At 75.6% G+C, this 18,231-nt stretch carries 9 protein-coding genes; all 9 read right to left on the bottom strand.

All coding sequences use genetic code 11. The features are described 5' to 3' along the window. Nucleotides 1-12: 12 nt before the first annotated feature. From ACIO9J_RS39560 to ACIO9J_RS39520, 9 genes are read right to left on the bottom strand one after another with little or no spacing between them, the layout of a single operon-like run. On the bottom strand, nucleotides 13-2,112 hold the full coding sequence (locus tag ACIO9J_RS39560; protein WP_402010076.1) for a hypothetical protein: 2,100 nt from the start codon (nucleotides 2,110-2,112) through the stop codon (nucleotides 13-15). A 3-nt stretch (nucleotides 2,113-2,115) separates the two neighbouring features. Then, on the bottom strand, nucleotides 2,116-2,607 hold the full coding sequence (locus tag ACIO9J_RS39555; RefSeq protein ID WP_402010074.1) for a hypothetical protein: 492 nt from the start codon (nucleotides 2,605-2,607) through the stop codon (nucleotides 2,116-2,118). Further along, nucleotides 2,604-4,103, bottom strand: coding sequence for a hypothetical protein (locus tag ACIO9J_RS39550; protein WP_402010073.1), 1,500 nt, complete (start codon nucleotides 4,101-4,103; stop codon nucleotides 2,604-2,606). Before ACIO9J_RS39550 ends, ACIO9J_RS39555 begins: the two co-directional genes overlap by 4 nt. A 30-nt stretch (nucleotides 4,104-4,133) precedes the next feature. Then, nucleotides 4,134-6,053: an Hsp70 family protein gene (locus ACIO9J_RS39545; protein ID WP_402010071.1), complete on the bottom strand. Its 1,920-nt coding sequence runs from the start codon at nucleotides 6,051-6,053 to the stop codon at nucleotides 4,134-4,136. Continuing rightward, entirely contained in the window at nucleotides 6,050-8,191 is a 2,142-nt protein-coding gene (locus tag ACIO9J_RS39540) for an Hsp70 family protein (protein WP_402010069.1), read from the bottom strand. Before ACIO9J_RS39540 ends, ACIO9J_RS39545 begins: the two co-directional genes overlap by 4 nt. After that, the gene (locus ACIO9J_RS39535) at nucleotides 8,188-8,667 is read right to left on the bottom strand and encodes a nucleotide exchange factor GrpE (RefSeq protein ID WP_402010067.1); all 480 of its coding nucleotides are present in this window, start codon (nucleotides 8,665-8,667) and stop codon (nucleotides 8,188-8,190) included. The genes ACIO9J_RS39540 and ACIO9J_RS39535 overlap by 4 nt, the downstream gene beginning before the upstream one ends. Further along, on the bottom strand, nucleotides 8,660-9,031 hold the full coding sequence (locus ACIO9J_RS39530) for a hypothetical protein (protein ID WP_402010065.1): 372 nt from the start codon (nucleotides 9,029-9,031) through the stop codon (nucleotides 8,660-8,662). The genes ACIO9J_RS39535 and ACIO9J_RS39530 overlap by 8 nt, the downstream gene beginning before the upstream one ends. After that, nucleotides 9,028-15,237 carry a CHAT domain-containing protein gene (locus ACIO9J_RS39525; protein ID WP_402010064.1) on the bottom strand — a complete coding sequence of 2,070 codons (6,210 nt, stop codon included), beginning with the start codon at nucleotides 15,235-15,237 and terminating at the stop codon, nucleotides 9,028-9,030. The genes ACIO9J_RS39530 and ACIO9J_RS39525 overlap by 4 nt, the downstream gene beginning before the upstream one ends. After that, complete coding sequence (locus tag ACIO9J_RS39520; protein WP_402010062.1) at nucleotides 15,210-18,227, bottom strand: hypothetical protein; 3,018 nt, start codon at nucleotides 18,225-18,227, stop codon at nucleotides 15,210-15,212. Before ACIO9J_RS39520 ends, ACIO9J_RS39525 begins: the two co-directional genes overlap by 28 nt. Nucleotides 18,228-18,231: the final 4 nt, after the last annotated feature.

Below are 18,231 nucleotides of genomic sequence, written 5' to 3'. Positions count from 1 at the left end.
CCCGTAGGTGATTCACGGTCGGTGTCGCCGCCATCGGTGCCACCACGCCGACCACCAGTGCGGCGCGGGCGGTGTCGGCGGCGGTGGGGGCGGCGGCGGTGGCGCGGCGGGCAGGACCGCGCGGGCCGGTGCCGTCCCGATCACCACCGCGTCGGGCCTGGCCAGCGGCGTCACGGTGACGGCGCACTCGGCGTCGGACACGGGGAGCGCCACCCCGTTCCCCGCCCGGTGCGCGCTGCGCGGCACCCGCCGCTGACCGCCGAGCCGCCCGTCGCTCCACTCCACGAGGACGAGCACCGCGGGCTCGGGCCAGGCGAAGAACAGCTCGGCCCGGTCGCGCGCCACCCGACGTACCGTCAGGTCCGTGACGGCAGCCGGGTGTTCGATGACCACGCTCGGCCCGGACACGGCCCGCTCGCCGAGCACGCTCACCGCCGTCATCCGGACCCGCTCGCTGGGCCGCGGTACCAGGTCGACGCGGGAGCCGCCGTCCGGCGGCGCGGCCGGGAGCCGGTCCACCAGGTGCGAGACGTCCGTGCCCGGCGTGACGGGGCCCGCCGTCCACGGGACGAGGAGGCCCTCGCCCCGTGCGGGCGGCCGCCACGAGATGGTCACGCGCCCGCCCTCGCCGTCGCGCCGCACCGTCAGGTCCTCCACCGGCGAGGGCCACCGCTCGGCGCCGGCCGTGACGCTGACGCCGCGGGACCACACCAGGTCGCCGTCCGGGTCGCGGTAGCCGCACCGTACTTCGTAGGCGTACGTCCCCGGGGCGAGCGGAGCGTCGAGCAGCCGGTCGTGCTCGCAGGCGACGTCGACCGGCGGGGCCGCGCCCCAGCCCGTCGCGTCCGCCCCGGTCCCCGAGCGCGTCACACGGACCTCGGCGGCCGCCGGATCGGGCCGCCAGCGCAGCCGCAGCCCGTCCGGCACGACGTCGGCGCGCAGTGCCGTCACGTCCGGGGTGAGCAGCACGGGGGCCGAGACGCGCGGCACTCCGGCGATCCTGTCGCGGCGCAGCGGGAACACCGCGTACCGCAGCGGACGGCCCACGGGCGCGTCCGCGTCCACGGCGAGCGGATCGCTCTCGCGCGCCACCGTCTCCACCGCCAACTGCGGAGCGCCGTCGGGGAAGCGCAGCACGCGATACCCCAACCCCCGTACTCTGCGCGGCGGTTCGCACCAGGACAGGCGTACGGTCCGGTCGTCGAGCTCGGCCGTCACCGCGGCGTCCGCGGGGGCGAACGCGTCGTCGGCGAGCAGCGTCGCCACGTTCAGAAGGCCCGTCTGCGCGTGCGTGTCGTCCCTGGCCAGGCGCAGCGCCCCGAGCCAGGCGTCCGCGGCGCCCCGCAGGGCGCCGACGGACTCCAGGTCCGCGCCTTCGGCGGTGAGCCGGTCGACCTCCGCGGAGCGCGCGCGGACGGCGTCGACGAACGCGGTGAGCCGGTGGTCGCCGGGGCCGTCCGGGTAGGCGGCGTCCAGGGGCAGCCGCGCCAGGACCCGCTCCGTCTCGCGCAACCGCACGCCCGGCCAGACGTCGTTGAGGGTCTCGGCGGCGTGCCGCGCGGGCCCCGCCCCGGGAAAGCCCGACGCCACCGCGTCGGCGAGCGGGCCCGCCTCGCCGCGGTGCACGCCGAGGGCGACGGCGGCGGCCGCGTCGGGCGTGCCTTCGCCGTCCGCGAGCGCGCAGCACAGCTCCCACAGGACGAGTCTGCGCAGCCCCATCGGGTCGTCGCGCACCACGGTCTCCAGGACGTCGACCAGGGCGGCCGCGGTGTCCGAGCGCGGGTCCGACGACGAGAGCCACCGGCCGCGCGCCTGCTGCACGAACCGCAGGTCGACGCGTTGCCAGATGCCGCCGCGGCCGGGGAACCAGAGGCCGTCCAGGACGCGGAAGCCGTCGTCCTTCTCGGCCTTGGGGAGCGTGCCGAAGACCGTGTTCGTGGCGGCCGCGGGCGCCGGGGCGCGCAGCGCGTCCGCCGCGTGCCGGAACCGCGCGGCGCGCAGGGCGTCGCGCAGCGGCAGATAGCCGCGCATCGCGGGGAACCGCGGCAGTACGGGCGGCGGCAGCCGGGCGCCGCTCGCCTTCGGATGTGCGCCGGGGCGCAGGACCGCCATGCCTCAGCCGCCCGGCGCCGTGTAGAAGTACACCCGGACCTCGGCGGTCTGCGCGCCCTTGGCGAGGTTGTGGAAGTCGTCCGTCGCGGTCTTGCGGGTGAACATGTCCGGACGGCCCTTGCCGAGCAGGGAGTTGACCCGGTGGGCGTAGACCGTGCCGTTGGGGCCGCCGCCGAAGGTCAGTACGAGCGCGGCCGTGCGGCCCGACCACTTGCGGGTGCCCTTGGCGATCTGTTCGGTGAGGTCCCCCTTGTCGGTGCCCGACACGTGGAACTCCTCCGGATCGCGGTCCACCGAGCGGGGTCCCGTGGGCGTGGGGGGCGGCTTCGAGGTCTTGGAGTGGCCGGGTTTGGGGCGGTCGTCGGCCCCCGGGTCGGGCCGGTCGGCCATCGACACCAGGGCGAGCATGAGCAGCAGGTCCGCGAAGAGCCAGCCCGCGAGCACGACGGTGCCGATCCGTCCGGAGCGCCGCCCCCGCAGCCGGCGTCGGCTCACGCGCCAGCTCCGTCACGCGGAGTGGCGGGTCCCGGGACGCGGCCGGCGGGCGGAGTGTCCTGAGGGTCGTCCGCGGGGGCCGGGGCGGGCGGCCTGCCGTTCACGAACACGGTGGTCGTGGGGTCGTCCTCGTCCTGCGCGGTGGTGCCGCCGTGCGCAGGGGTGCTCCGGTACGCGGAGGCGCCACCGCCGTTCACCGGGCCGCTCGGGCCAGTCGGGCCGCTCGGGCCAGTCGGGCCGCTCGGGCTACTCGGACTCGGGCCACTGGGGCCGACGCTGCTCTCGGCCGAACTGCCCGAGAAGGGGCTGCTGTTGGGGGCGTACGAGGCCCCCGCGAAGGCCCCGCCCGTCAGCGTGGGAAGCGCCCCCGCGAGGGTGTCCATGCGGGCGTCGAGGCGGGCCGCGGCGTCCTGCCAGTGGGCCGCCGCCGCGTCCCAGCGCTCCGTGGCCTCGCGCATGCCGTCCACCGCGTCGCCCGTGCGCCCGGTGCTCGACACCAGGGCCTGGGAGGCCTTTTCGGTGGCCTTCGCCACCGACTCGGACTTGGTGACCAGCGACTGCTGAGCGGCGACCAGGGCCTTCAGGGACGCCTCGACGGTGTCGCCCGCGGTCTTCACGTGGTCGGCGATGCCGCGCGCGGCGAGGGCGTTGGCCCGGCCCGCCTTCGCGGTCTCCGCCGTGCCGTTGCGCAGCGTGTCGTCGATGCGGCCCGCCGCGGCGCCGAGCTTGGGCACTTCCTTCGTGAGGGCCTCGGCCGCCTGCTTGAGCGTGTCGGTGGCCTGGGCGACCGACGCCGTCGCGCCGGTGAGCGCCTGATGGCTCCTGCCCGCCGTCTTCAACAGCTTGCCGAGGTCCTCCGCCGCCTTGGTCAGCTCGGCGCCGAACTGCTGCGGCGACGCGCCACGGCGCGGCAACAGGTGCATCTGGGCGCGGGTGAGCACCGAGGCGAGCTGGGCGAGCAACTGCTCCCTCGCCGCCTCCTGCGCGGCCTCGTCGCGCTCGGCGTGGCCCCGCACGCGCGCGTGCCACACCGAGAGCCCCACCAGGAGGGCGATCAGGAGGACGGCCATCAGGGCCACGTTCTCGAACCGGCCGAACGAGGAGAGGTGCCCGCCGAAGCCGGACTGCCACAGCTGGAGGAAGGGCCGCGTCGACTGCTTGGGGTCTTCCTCGCTCAGCTCCCCGTACGCCCGCACGGCCTCGCGCAGGCCGAACCAGGTGATCAGGAGCGGGATGAAGACGAGGACGCCGAGGGCCGCCTCCAGGAGCCGGTCGCGCCGCCCCGACGTCGGCTCGGGCGGCATCCGCACGCTCTCCGGGCGCACATAGGTGTGGACGAGGTCGAGCTCGGCCCAGCGGTCAAGGCGGGTGTCGCTGCTCATGTCGCGGTGCAGCGCGGTGAGTTCGGCACCGCGCGGTTCCAGCTCTGGCAGTGCCGCGAGACGCTTCAACTCCTTGATGATCAAGGATTGGTCGAGCAGCTGTGCGGGCGTCAAGCGGTTCCCTCCCTGGGTTCCCGGGGCCTCCTATCCGAGGACGTCACCCCTGCCGCGCCGGTTCCTTCCGTCACGGTTCAACCGCCGCAACAGTGCCTCGGCATCGGCGTGTTCAGGATCCCACGTCAGACACTTCCCGAGTGCCTCAATCGCCTCATCCCGCTCCTGGCGCCGGTCCAGCTCCACCGCGTGCCGGAAGGTGCGCTCGGCGAGCAGCCCCCGCACCCGCACATTGGTCGGGTCGTGGTTGTACGCGCACTTGAGCCAGCGCTCGGCGTCGGCGAAGTGCTCGGGCGCCATGTCGGCCATCGCCGCCGAGCAGTGCACGTCGATCATCGCGTCCAGCATGTCGGCGCCGGTCGGCCGGGTCGCCGCGTCCTGCCAGGCGATGTGCGCGGCCTGCACCGCGTGGTCGTACCGGCCCAGCGACAACAGCGCCTGGGCGCGGGCGAGCTGGCGCCTGGACGCGTAGTCGAGGGCGGGCGCGGGGGTCGGCGGCGGCTGCGTGGGGGCGGTCGCGGGGGCCGGTGGCGCGGGCTCGGGGGAGGCCCGCCGGGACCCGTCCAGTTCGGCGAGCAGCTCCCGCGCCTCCGCGATGATCCCGTGGAGCAGCGCCTCCGCCTCGTCCGCGCGCCCTTGGCGTACGAGCAGCCGGGCCTGGGCGACGTCGCGGACCTGCCGGGGATCGGGTACGGCGGCGATCTCCCGCCCCGCGCCGCTCGTGCCGTCGGCGCCGCTCGCGCCGTCCGTGGCGGACGGGCCCACCCGTACGGCACCGGGCTCCCCGGAGCCCTCCGCCCCCACCAGCGTCGCCGTGAGCGGCGGGGCGTCGGAGAGGGTGTCCTGGACCGCGGCCGCCGGCTCCAGCGGGCCCTCCTCCAGGGCCGAGGGGCCGGACGAGGCCGCGCCGCCCGCGAGCCGCACCGCGTGCTTCAGGGCGCCGAGCGCCAGCAGTTCGGGCGGCGCCTGCACGCTCTGCCTGCCGAGCCCCGCCACCCGCGAACGCACCTGCTCCATGAGGGTGTTGCCGCCCACGAGGAGCAGCGTGTCCACGTCCGACGCGGTCATCCCCGACTGGTCGAGCAGCGCCTGCGCGCGGTCCATGGTGCGCCGCACGTGCAGATCGAGATAGGCGTCCAGGTCGTGCCGGGCGAACCTGACCCACAGCGGCGGGCCCGCGCCCGGCTCCAGATCGAGCACGGCGGCCTCGGGCCCGTCCGGCAGGCCCAGCGCCTCCCGCGCCTCCTGCCCCCGCGCGCGCAGCCCCTGCCACACGGCCGGGTCCACGCCGAGCACCGAGCCCGCGCCGCGGTGCCTGCGCAGCAGCCGGACCGCCGACGACAGCGTCTCCGCGTCGAACGCGCGCCCGCCGGACGTCGCGCCGCCCTCGTAGCCGAGCGAGCGGAAGTGGCCGCGCACGCTGCGGATCAGGCCGATCTCGAAGCCCTCGTACCCCATGCCGTACACCAGACAGGTGCCGCTGTCCCGGTCCGTCATGTGGCCGATCACCGCGGCCATCGAGTCGCTGACCAGCCGCGTGGGGTCCAGGCCCGCCTCGCGCGCCGCGTCCCGCAGTGCCGCCCGCTGCGCCGAACCGAACCGCGCGGGCACACTGATCACGGTCTGCGCGACCCGCCCGCGCGCCGCCGCCTCCACGCGCTCGCGCAGCGACCGCAGCAGCCGCACCACGAGGGCGTCCGGGTCGAACGGCTTGCCGCCCAGGTGCACCGGACGACCGCTGCCCACCCGGCTCTTGAGGCTGGGGAAGGTGACGGGCAGCTCCCCGGTCTCCGCGGGCTCGCACAGCAGCCACGGCCCGTCGTCGGGGACCGGTTCGACGCGTCTGCCGGGCCGGTCGGGCAGCGCGTAGAGCGCCCGCACCCCCGTCGCGCCGAAGTCGATGCCGAGGCTGACGGGCGGCGCCGCGTCCGCCCCCGTGGCTCGCGTCATCCGCCCGCCGTCTCTTCGGCGAAGCGCAGGATGCCCTCGTAGTCCGGCTTGTCGGGGAGCGTCGGCACGGCCCGCTCGGACTGCGCCACCGCGACCAGGTTGACGAGGTTGCGGGCCTGCTGGGCGGTCTGCGCGCGGTTGCCCTGCCGATGCGCCTGCTTGACGTACTCGACCGCCTCGTTGATCTGCCGCACGGTGTCCGGCGGCGCGCCCTCGGAGGCGAGCTCGGCCTGCCGGAACTGGCTGGCCAGGCCGCACTGGCGGTACATGTCGTCGAGCAGCAGTTCGGTCAGGCGCTTGTACTCGCCGCTGTCGCCCATCGCGACCGCCCGCTGCGCCTGCTCGATGTCCCTGCGCACCTTCATCGCCTGCACCGGCTCGATGTAGGGCCCGTACCGCTTCAGGAAGTGGTCGGCCTCGCGCTCCGCGAAGCCCAGCTGCTCGCGCAGGACCGCGCTGTCCAGCTGCTCCACGGGCTCGGGCGGCGGGGTGCGCGGCTTCTCCCTGTTGGGCGTGGCCTCCAGGGTCATGTCGGTGCCGCGCACGCTGATCCGCACCGTGATGATGCGGTCCGCCGAGTAGTTGAAGGAGACGTCCACCTGGCGGTTGATCTCGATCTCCTGCGGCAGCTCGAACTCGACCACGCCCTGCTCGTGGTTCTCGCTCGCCACCCTGCTGTCGCCCTCGTAGACGGGCACCCGGATGCGGCGGGCGTCCGTCGCGTGGAAGGTGCGCTGGCGCGGCTCGGAGAGCGGATAGGGCGAGCCCGCCTCGATGATCTCCACGAACACGTCGCGCTGGCTGCCCTTGATCGCGGCGATCCCCATCGCCATCGGCGTCGACTCGTACAGCCCCGTGTCGCCCTTGGAACGCCCGTCGGCCAGGCTCCTGCCGCAGTTCGCGCAGGTGTCCGCGCCGTACTCGTTGACCTTCGCGCAGCCCGCGTCCGAGCACTCCACGCCGCGCAGCGTCTCGGCGAGCACGCCCGCGCCGAACGCCACGCACTCCATCGGGTTGATGTTCCTGCGCACCTTGTCGGCGCCGAAGAACGCCTCGACCGCCTCGTACACGGGCCGGGTCAGGGTGCCGCCGCCGACCAGGAGCACGTCGGAGATGTCGTCCGTGGAGAGCTCGTAGCGCCCCAGGGTCTCCTGCACCAGGTCCATCGTCCGGGTCACCAGCGGCGCGATCATCTCCTGGAACTCGCCCCGGGTGAGCTTCATCTCGACGTCGATGACGCCGTTCTCGCTGCGGTACGCGGCCGGGATCACGATGTACGTCTCCGCCAGGTCGTTCAGCTCGCGCTTGGCGCGCTCGGCGGCCTTCTTCGCCTGGAACAGGAACGCCTTGTCCCCGGCCGGGTCCACGTGGTGCTCCGCGCGCATCCACGCGATGATCCGCTCCACGACGGCCAGGTCGAAGTCGTCACCGCCCAGCCAGATGTCACCCGCCGACCGCAGGACCTGGAACTGGCTCCTGCCCTCCTGGTCCTTGACCGCGTTCAGGACCGAGATGTCGAACGTGCCGCCGCCCAGGTCGTAGACGAGCACCCGGCTGCGCGCGCCGCCCGGCTTGTGCAGGCCGAAGGCGACCGCCGCGGCCGTCGGCTCGTCGACGATCTTCTTCACCACCAGGCCCGCCTTCTCCGCGGCCTCGCGGGTGGCGGCGCGCTGCGCGTCGCGGAAGTACGCGGGCACGGTGATCACGGCGTGCGTCACCGGCTCGCCCAGCGTCCGCGAGGCGTCCCTGACCAGGCGGTCCAGGAGCACGCTCGAAATCTCCGCGGGGGTACGGGCCCGGCCGCCGAGCAGCACGTGCGCGCGCGGGTCCTCGTCGGGGCCCGCCACGATCTCGTAGCTCATCCGGTCCCGCGCCCTGGCCACCGACTCGTCGGCGAAGTCCCTGCCCATCAGGCGCTTCACCGAGATGACGGTCTCCTTGGGCTGCCTGATCGCCCAGTTCAGCGCGTCCTCGCCGACCAGCAGCTGGTCCTTGCCGTCGCGGTGGACCACGCCCACCACCGAGGGGGTGAGCCGCTCGCCCTTGCTGTTGGTGAGCACCGCGATGTCCGCGCGATGCGGATCGTGGGCGGCCACCGCGCTGTTGGTGGTGCCGAGGTCGATGCCGATGGCCTTCATTCCCGCTCCGTCCCTTGCTCGGCGCCGCCCTCGACGGCGACGACCACCCGGGCGGCGCGCAGCACGTGCCCCCGGTATCGATACCCGCGCTGCACGATCTCAAGGACCTCGTCGTCACCGGCCCCTGCCGGTGCGGGACGGGCCTCCGCCACGTGGTGGGTCATGGGTTCGGCCCGCTCCCCGACGCGGCCGATGCGCTCCAGGCCCTCGTCGGCGAGCGCGCCCTCCAGCTGCCCCGCGATCAGCCCCAGGCTCTTGCGGTACGCCGCCGCGTCGCCCGGTGATCCGCCCGTCGATCCGCTCGCCGCGCCGTCGGCCAGGAGCCGGTCGAAGGAGTCGAGCACGTCGGCGCAGCGCAGCAGGAGCCGTTCGGTGAGCGCCTGGTGGGCGGCGTCGCGGGCGGCCAGGTCGCGGGCGTGCTCGTAGGCGAGGCGGGCGGTGGTCGCGGCGGCGCCCCCCTCCGACGGCTCAGACATCAAAGCGGACCAGGTCGGCCACGAGGCGCGCGGTGGCCTCGGGGAGCGGGCCGGGCGCCGCGTCGCCCGGCGCGGCACCGGGATCGCCCAGGGGCGCCGTGCGGCGGGCGATCTCCTCGGCGGCGAGCGGCAGTTCGGCCGCCGGGTCCACGTCGTACAGGAACAGGTCGACGAGCAGCCGACGCCGCACCGTACGCAGTTCGTCCCACGCCTGCTGGGTGACCGGGGTCATCAGATGCCGGGCGAGCAGCTCGAAGGAGACGTCCTGCATGTCGGCGTGGCTGGTCCAGGGCGTCACGCCCGCGGGGGCCAGCGCGTCGTACGGGAAGGGTCCTTCCCAGCTCGCGCGGGGGTCCTTGATCACGCGACACCGTCTCCTTCGTCGGTTCCGGACGCCACGGGGCGCCCGGCTGCTTCGTGGGCCGGGGCCAGCTCGCCGAGCCAGCGGTGCACGGCGTCGAGGAGGGCCTGTCTGATCCGGCTGTCCGTGGGGTCGGCGCGGGTGGCGCGGATCAGATGGTGCAGCGCCCACAGGATGTCGCCCCGGTCCAGGGCGGCGCGCGCCTTGTCCGTCAACTCAGCCGCCCAGGACGGCAGATCGTCGTCGTCGGGCGGGGTCTCCTGGCCGTCGCTGCGGATCAGATCGCCCATGCCCTTGACGCCGAGGTGCCGGGTGAGGAGCTTCTCCATCTCGTCGAGGGCCTCGCCGAGCGTCTCGCGGTAGCGGTGCGTCAGGGCCTGCCCTAGGCCCACGTCGAGCAGGTCGAGCGCCTCGTGCAGCAGCCGCAGACGGGCCGGAACCTCGGAGGACCGGTCGTCGAGGGTGAAGACGAGGGCGCGCGCGAGGTTGTCCCGCGCGTGGCTCGACTCCGGGTTCAGGGCGAGCGCCCTGCGCAGATCGGCCTCCGCGCCGTACACGTCGGAACGCATGCCGTGCTTGGTCCGGGTGTAGCCGCGCCACACGCCGCGCAGCGACAGCAACGCCGAGAGTTTCGCGTGCAGTTGGACCAGCAGATCACGGTCGAGGGGGTGCAGCACCCCGGTCGCCGACTCCACCAGTGTGACGGCCTCGTCCAGACAGGGGCCGAGCTGCGCGCCGTCCTCGTCGGCGAGCGCCTCGACCCGGCCGAGTACGGTGCGGATCACGGCCTTCTTGGAACGGGCCTGCATGCCCGCGTTCCTGGACACCCGCACGAGCTCCGTCCACTGGTCGAGCGCCTCGCCGAGCCCGCCGTCACCGCGCGTCAGCGCCGCCTTGGCGAGCGCGAGACGGATGTGCACGGCGAGCTCCACGCCGTCCTGGAGGAGCCGGGCGTGCCGGTGCGGCAGCCGTACGTAGGCGGGGTTGCGGCGCAGGAAGTCCGCGCAGTGCGGGCAGCGTTCGGTGTGCCCCGGCTCGGCGGCCGGGCCCGCGCAGTCCTCGGGCAGCGTGGTGAGCGTACGGAAGGCGGGCAGGGCGCGCAGCGCGGGCTCGAACTTGCGGACCTCCGAGAGGACGAAGCCCTGCGCCAACTCCGAGAAGGCCCAGCGCAGTTCACGCACCGCGTACTCGCCGGGGTCCTTGCCCTCCTTGGCCGCCGCGTCCAGGCCCGCGACCAGACCGGCGAGCTGCGCCTCCAGGGCGAGCAGCCGCAGATAGCGCGGCCCGCAGGCGAGGGTGGCGCCCGCGCCCGGCACGTCCGGCAGGCCGCCCACGTCCTTCAGGACCCGCGCGCCGCCCAGCTCCGCTTCCAGAACGGCCGTCAACGACTGGTAGGCGGCGGCCTGTTGGGGCCTGTCCTGCTCGGTGTGTCGCTGCTCGTACGCCGAGAGCTGGCCGAACAGGTGCTGGCTGAGCTCCCAGCGCAGCGAGGCCATGTCCTCGTGCGTCAGGTCCCGCTCGTAGCAGGCGGCGCGCTCGGCCCGCCAGCCGTCCCAGTAGCCGTCGTCGCTCAGCAGCGTCGCCCAGTACGCGAGCGCCGACTCCCAGGCGGCCACGGCGTGTTCCCACGCGCCGCTCTGCTCCAACTCCTGCGCCTGCCACAGCCGGGCCGCGGCGAGCCCGTGCACCACGGCCATGTCGCCGGGCGCCGCGCGCAGCCGCCGCTCCCACTCCGCGGCGGCCGCCTCCCGGTCCCTGGCCAGGAGCAGCAGCAACGGGGCGTCGTGCGGGAACCGTTCGCACAGGGCGTCAAGCAGGCCGGGGCCCTCGTCGTCGGGGGAGAGCGCGGCGAGGGCGTCGCGCAGCGCGTCGGGGGAGTGCCAGCGGTAGAGCAGCGCGTCCAGGCGCAGCCGCCGACCCGGCAGCCGCAGCCGCTCCAGGGCGACGCGCTCGTCCCACGACATGGAGCCGCGCTCCAGGAGGGCGTACGAGGCGTCCTTCACCACGTCCATGGAGGCGCCGGGGTCGACCCCCGCGTCCTTGAGGGCCAGATACGGGAACGTCGGGTCCTTGACCGCGAAGGGGTCGGCGACCAGCGGCGTGCCGGTGAGGCCGTCCGTCCAGGGCAGCAGCCCGATGAGCCGCCGCAGCCGCCGGCAGCGCACGTCGGCGCGCTCCAGGGCGCCGCCCGCCCGCTCGTAGGCGCCGACGGCGGCGCTCCAGCGGCCCGCCGCCTCCAGCAACCTGCCCTCCGCGTACGCCAGATGGGCGTCCGCGTCCCGGTGCCCCGGGCACTGCCGGAAGGCGTCGGCGGCGCGCTGCCACTCCTGGCGGGTGTCGGCGAGCCGCCCCCGCGCGTACGCCACGGTGTCCGGCCGCTCCCCGAGCGCGTCGGCCTCCGCGACGACCTGCGCCCAGTCCCCGCCGGCCTCGGCGAGCCGCACCCGCGCGTACCGGCCACGCGCGGCGACGTCCACGCCCTCGATGCCGTGGGCCTCATCGAAGCCCTCCGAGGCGGCCAGCGCCTCGTACCCCTCGATGACCCCCCGCCACTCCTCGACCCCGACGGCCCTCTCCTCCCGAACCCGCACCTCCACGTACCGCTCCCGCACGACGACATCGGCCCACCCACGATCCAACTGCCGATACACGAGCAGGGCGTCCCCCCACCGCCCGGCGAGCTCGTGGGTACGGGCGAGGGCGTAGTGGTAGAGGTGGGTGGGTTCGGGGTCGGTGGGGGCTTCGCCGGGGGGTGGGGGCTCGGTGGTGGTCGGGTTCCCGGTGACGGTGGGGCCTCCGGCCCCGGTGGCGCTTCGGTTCCCGGTGACGCCCTCGGGCGCGGCGTCCCGGTCCTCGGCGAGGACCACCGGTTCGCTGTCCGGGGCCCCGCCCTGCCCCGGGGGCGTGGCCGGGGCTGTGCCTGGGGTCTGGTCCGGGGCCGAGGCTGCGGTCGGAGCCGGAGCCGGAGCCGGAGCCGAAGCCGGAGCCGGAGCCGGGGCCGGGGCCGAAGCCGGGGCGGTGCCTGGGGCCTGGGCCGGGGCTGCGGCCGAAGCCGAAGCCGGAGCCGAAGCGGGGGCCGGGGCTGAAGCCGAAGCCGGAGCGGAAGCCGGAGTCGGGGCTGAAGGCAGGGCCGGCTTCGGGGCCGCGTCGAATGCCTGTCCGTATATGGCGCACGCCGCGCCCCAGTCGCCCCTCTCCTCCGCCCTGCGCCCCTCCGCCTTCCTCCGCAGGGCGGCCACCGTGCCCTCGCGGGCCGTGTCGGGGACGTCGGTGAGGAGGCTCAGGACCGTCGCCCAGTCGGCGCGCAGATCGGCGGCCACGCGTGCGCGTGCGTAGAGACGGCGGGTGCCCACCTCGCCGTCTCCGTAGGCGTCGGGCAGGCGGCCGAAGCCGTCGATGACCCCGTTCCACTCGTCCCGCGCGTCGGCGGTCCGCCCGCGCGCGTACAGCAGCCGGTCGGGCACGTCGAGCAGTTCGGAGGGCAGCCCCCCGAACCACTCCAGGGCGTCGGACCACCGTCCTTGCTCCTGGCAGACCCGCCCGCGGGCGTACCGGCACAGACTCCAGGCGTCGTCGGGCACCCGGTCGCCGGGAGGATCCGTGGCAGCGGGCTGCTCGGGGGCGGTGGCAGGCTCAGAGGTCACCGCCCCCGCCGCCCCGCGGCCCCCGCACTGCCCGAACGCCTCCGCCGCCGCCCCCCACTCGCCCGCTGCCGCCGCCAGCTGCCCCTCCGCGTAGCGGCTGCGCGCCCGCGTCACGCGGTAGTCGGACGGGAGCGCGGTCAGGTGGGTCAGGGCCGTCGGCCAGTCGGCCGCGTCCGATGCCGTCACCGCCGCCTCGTACACCCGGTGGCGAAGATCGCTCAGCCATGGCTCCGCGTCGCAGCCCCGCTCGGCCGCCGCGGCGAGGTCCGTCAGGGCCGCCGCCCAGTCGCCGTGGTCCGCCGCGTCCCTGCCGCGCGCGTACCGCAGGCGTACGTCGCTGTCCTGGAAGCCGCCCGCCGCCGCGAAGCCCGCCGCGGCCGCCGCCCACGTCCCCGCCGCCTCGGCCGCACGCCCGGTGCAATAGGCGTGCCAGGAAGGGGATTCGGGGCAGGACAGCCCTGCCCCGCCGAACGCGTCGCGGGCCTTCGCCCAGTGCCCGCGCGCCGCAGCGCCCCGCCCCCGCACGTACGCCGCGCGGGCCCCCGCGTCACCGGTCCCGACGCACGCGTCGTACGCCGCCTCGGCCGCCCGCCAGTCCCCGGCCTCTTCCGCGGTGCGCCCGCCCACGTACGCGGCGCACGCCGTGGCCGCCGGGTGGCCGGGCCGCAGCGCGAGCACGGCGGCGTACGCCTCGGCGGCCTCGGCGAGCGCGCCCGCCTCCCTGGCCCGGTCGGCCGCCTCGAAGGCGCGTGCCACATCGAGTTCGTCGCGGGCCGCGGCCCGGCGCGCCACGACGTCCCTGGGCCCGTCGGGCCGCAGCGCGAGCACCTCCTCGTAGCGGCCGATCGCGGTCGCCCAGTCCGCCACAGCCTCCGCCGCGCCCGCCGCGTCGACGAGCGCGGCCACCCGCGTGAGCACGTCGACCTCCGCCGCGAGGCAGCCGGGCAGCGGCCCCGGCAGCGCCGCGCGCACCACCTCCAACTGCGCGGCGGCGCCCGGCGCGTCGCGCTCGTCGGCCAGCAGCGCGCAGAGCTCCTCCACGGCGGGCCAGGCCAGTTCGAAGGCCGCCTCCGCCCGCATCCGCCGCTGCTCGTCCTCGTAACTGCGGGTCGGCGTCCGCAGCGTCCGCTGCACCTGCGCCCAGTGCCCGAGGTCCCGCTGGAAGCGCGCCGCGCCGATCAGGACGGTCGAATCGACGTGCCCGACGGGGCTCTTGAAGGTGCGCAGCGCCTCCGCGCCCTCGCGCAGCGGATCCGTGCCCGCCGCGTCCTCGTCGCGCACCTCGCGCGCCTTGAACAGCCAGCCCTGACGGCACTCCTCGTGCAGGAACAGCGCGGGCGTCGCCCACTCCACGGCGGTGTGCTCCGGCTGGTGGGAGATGCGCAGGCGCGCCGCCGCCATGGACTCGTCGATGGTCCTGTTGGCCGCGATGCCCTTGAACAGCTCGGGCCCGAACGCGCCCGCCGCCACATCGCTGACCCGCCCCCGCATCGCCACCACGGCGGGCACGCCCCCGCCGATCAGCGCCTGGGCGAGCCCGGAGAACGGCTCCATGCTCGAACTGTCCGCCCCCGAACAGAGGTTGAGCGCGACGAGCCGCAACCCCCGTGCCTTCAGGAGCAGTCCGCTGAGGAGATCGGCCGGCACCTGGTCGACGCCGCCGCCGTGCGTCTCCAGGGACACCACGCCCTTGCCGAGTTCGTGGTCGTACGCGCCGTGCGCGATCAGCAGGAGGGCCGTGGGCAGTTCGGTGTGCGCGCCGAGCGCCGCCTCGATGCCCGCGCGGGTGGCGCGTTCGACGACCTTGGTCTGTACGGCCACTTCGGAGAGCCCCTGTTGCAGCGCGGCCACCTCCGCCGTCGCGCGCAGCGGCGGCAGACCGGCGGGCGACGCCCACGCCACGACGAGCCGGATCACGCTCGGCTCGTCGGCCGGGTCGGGCAGCCGCTGCCCGAGGGGGCCGCCGGACAGTGAACGGACCAGTGAGTAGCCGTGGTTGAGCGCGAGCGACTGCTGCGGGCTGCCCGGCGGCGCGCACAGCGACTCCAGGGGCAGGTCGCGCAGCTCGGGCGGCAGGTCGAAGCGGACGCGCAGGCCGCGCGGCGGCCGCATCCGCTGGGCGCGGTCGAGCGCGGTGTCGACACAGACGCCGACGCGGGCACCGATCCCCTCGCAGGGCCCGCTGGAACTCCTGTCGGCGGCCCCCGCGAAGGCATCGCCGGTACCCGTCGCCCCGCCGCCGTGGTCGCGCCCGCCCTCCTCACGCCCGCCGCGGTCATGACCGCCACCGCCGAAGAGCAGCCGGAACACGCCGCGCCCAAGCACCCGCAGCTGCTCCACCGTGTGCTGCGCGCCCATCGGTGCGAGGCCGAGCTCCGCCGCGATCAGCCGGTCCCACTGCTCGCGGAAGGCGGCGGGTTCACCGGCCACGGCGATCACCTCGGCCGCGGCGGCGGGGCCGTTGGCCGTGACGAGATAGCGGCCCGCACCGACGCGGCGGACCCGGACGCGGAGTTCCTCGTAGGCGAGCACGGCCGTCACCGTCCGCTCTCGTCGGGCTGCCACATGACGTGATCGAGGTCGGCCACGGCGGCCCCCCGCTGTTCCTCCAGGTCGGGATCGTCGGGGAAGTACCCCAGCGCCGCTGTCAGTTGGTCGATTGCCTCGCGCAGGGTGTCCCGCGCGCCGGACAGGCTCCCCGAACTCCAGCGGGCGAGGGCGAGCCCGCGCAGCACGATGCCGAGGCTCACCTGGGCGCGCAGGAGGTGCGGATTGAAGGCCACGGAGCGCCGCAGGTCGGCGGCCGGCTCGTCCAGGAGCGCGTCTTCGTCGTTCGCCACGGAGATGCCCCGGTCGGCCAGGACCCGGGCCAACTGGCCCTCCAGACGCCCGCGTTCATTGGCCCCGATCACCGACCGGGTCGCCTCCAGGGTGTCCACGGCGAGGCTCAGACGCCCCACCTGGTGCGCGTCCCGTGCGGCGCCGAGCGCCATGTCGACGATCGCGGTCTGCGTCTCGCGGTAGCGCTCCAGCTCTCGGCTGTGGACAAGGGCGCGCCGCCAGTACGCGGTGACGGCCTCGAAGTCCGGGCGTACGGCGGTGAGTTCGGCGCGTCCCATGCTGAGCCGCGCCTCCAGGGCGAGACCGCGCGCGTCCAGGGCGAGCCTGCGGTGCCGGTCGGGCAGCCCCGCGTACCCCGGGTTCAGCTCGTCGAACCGCGCACAGTCCGGCTCGCACACGGCCCCCGCCCCCGGCCCGCCGCGCGTCCGGCAGCCGGGGCAGCGAAGCTCGGTGAGCGCGGCGAGGGCGTCGACGGGCTTTCCCTGCCCCAACAGGAGCTGGGCGAAGCCGAGTTCGGAGAAGGCGTACGTGAGGGAGGTGTACGCCGCGGGAGGGCCGGCGGTCGGCGCCCCCGTGGCCGCCGCCACGCTCTCCTGGAACGCGCGGGCCTCCAGCCTGGCGGCGAACGCGCCGAAATCGGCGGTCCTGCCGAGTGCGGCGATGCGCAGGGGCCCGCAGAACAGCGGCTCCCCGCCGCTGCCCCCCTCGGCGGACGGCAGCCCGCCGACACCCGCGAGCAGCTTCGCCGCGTCGGCCTCGCGCTGGAGCAGGGGCCCAGGGGCGACCCGGGCGCCGGTGTCGTCGTCGGGCATGCGCCGCTCGAGGAACTCGCGCAGCCCCGCGCGCAGCACGGGGATCAGGGAGTGCTCCACGGGCACGCCGTACCGCCGCGCGGCGGTGGCACGGACGTGCTCCCAGAACCCGTCGTCATAGAGCAACGCGGCCCACGCGGCGACACACGGCTCCCAGTGCGAACGGGCCTCATCGGAGGCCGAGTTGAGCAGGACCAACGCGAGGGCGTGCGTCACCCGATAATCCCCGGGCGCCTGCCGAGCGGCTTCCTTGAGCAGTTCGAGAGCGACGCGCCGGCGTCTCCCGTTCGCTCCGGGGGGCGCGGGGGTGGCGGTGTCCGCTGCGCTGGGCTGGAGCGGGACGACGGCACGCGCACCCTCCGCACCCGGCGCGGGCTGTTGGTCCGGGGCCGTGTGCGGGGTCGCTGCGCTGGGCTGGAGCGGGGGATTCTGCTTGGTGACCGGGTTCGGCCCGAGTTGGTCGTGCTGCGGGGTTGGGGTGGTCTGCGCGTTCGCTGTGCTGGACCCGAGGTGGTCGTGTTGCTGGGGCGGGACGGGCTGCGTGTCTGCCGTGTTGGACGTGAGCTGGCCGTGCCGTTGGGGCGGGGTGCTCTGCGCGTCCGCCGCGTTCGAGCCGAGTTGCCCGTGCTGCCGGTCCCGGGCGGCCTGCGCGTCCGCCGCGCTCGACCCGAGCCGCCCCTGCGACGTGGCCTCTGCGTCCGGCCCTCGCCGCCCGCTCTGGCCGGTCGGCACGGTCTGCGTGGCTTGCCCGTGCGGCCCGTCCCGGTCGGTCCGCGTGCTCCCTCCGCCCTCAGGGCTACGCTCGTTCCCCACGCCCTGCTGGGCCGACCCGCTCTGCGCGTCCCGCTGCGGCAGAACAGCTCGCGCGGCCGCCTCGGACCGTGCGCTCTGGTGGGCCGACACGGCCTGCGTGGCCTCAGCGGTCCGCCCGTCCTCCCCGACCCGCGGGGCCCGCGCACCTTGCCCGTACTCCTCGGCCCGCGCGCCCTGTTCGCCCTGAGGGACCCCCGCGCCGCGCCCGTTCCCTCCGCTCGACCCGCCCTGTCCGGCCGGCCCGCCGCGCTGGGTCGGCGCGGCCCGCGTGGCCCCAGCGTCTGCCCCGTCTGCCCCGCCCGGCCCGTCCGCCTCCTGCCGGTCAGGCCACCCGCTTCGCGCGGCCTCAACACTTCGCCCGTTCTCAGAGCCCTCGCACGCCCCCTCGCCCACCCCACCCGGCTGGATCGGCCCGCCCTGCGCGTTCGACCCGCTCCGTACCAGTAACGCCGCGTACAACGGGGCGAACCTGTCGGGATACGGGTCCAGGCCCCACGCGGCCTCCAGCAGCGCCCCGGCCCGGTCGTCGTCGCCCGTCGCCGAGGCGATCGCCGCCGCCCGTAGTCGCAGCGCCACCTCGCGGGGCGGGTGGCCGGACAGGGCCGCGAGGGTCCAGCTCGCCTCCTCGTCGAGGGGGGCCGCGCGGGACGCGGTCAGGAGGTCCGTGCGGGCGGCCGCGGGGCGGCCCGCGGCGGCGTGGACGTAGGCCCGTTGGATCAGGCTGCGGGGGTGCGGGACCGCGCAGGCCAGGGCCGCGGTCAAGTGGGTCTCCGCGGCCGCCAGGTCACCCCGGTGCGCCGCCGCACAGCCCAGCCAGTGCAACGGCCCCGCCGCGCTCGGACGAAGGGCCCGCGCGAGGTCGAACTCCGCGACGGCCGCGTCGAGTTCACCGGCGGCGAGCCGCGCCCGGCCCACCCCGGTGTGCGCCCGCGCCGCGAGGCGGGCCGCGGCCTCCGAGACGTCGCCCCCGACCAGCGCGAGCGCCTCCTGGAAGTGCTTCCCGGCCTCGGCCCCTTCGTGCCGGGCCAGCGCCGATTCCCCGTCGGCACACGCCTGTTCGGCGACGTCACGTTCCGCGTGCGAAGTCACAGTA

This window comes from Streptomyces sp. NPDC087300, from assembly GCF_044744425.1.
GTDB lineage: Bacteria > Actinomycetota > Actinomycetes > Streptomycetales > Streptomycetaceae > Streptomyces.
This window is presented reverse-complemented; position numbering and strand designations above follow the sequence as displayed.

Coding starts and splice junctions, on each gene's coding strand:
- ACIO9J_RS39540 (WP_402010069.1), bottom strand. CDS start 8,191: ATGAAGGCCATCGGCATCGACCTCGGCACCACCAACAGCGCGGTGGCC.
- ACIO9J_RS39560 (WP_402010076.1), bottom strand. CDS start 2,112: ATGGCGGTCCTGCGCCCCGGCGCACATCCGAAGGCGAGCGGCGCCCGG.
- ACIO9J_RS39535 (WP_402010067.1), bottom strand. CDS start 8,667: ATGTCTGAGCCGTCGGAGGGGGGCGCCGCCGCGACCACCGCCCGCCTC.
- ACIO9J_RS39545 (WP_402010071.1), bottom strand. CDS start 6,053: ATGACGCGAGCCACGGGGGCGGACGCGGCGCCGCCCGTCAGCCTCGGC.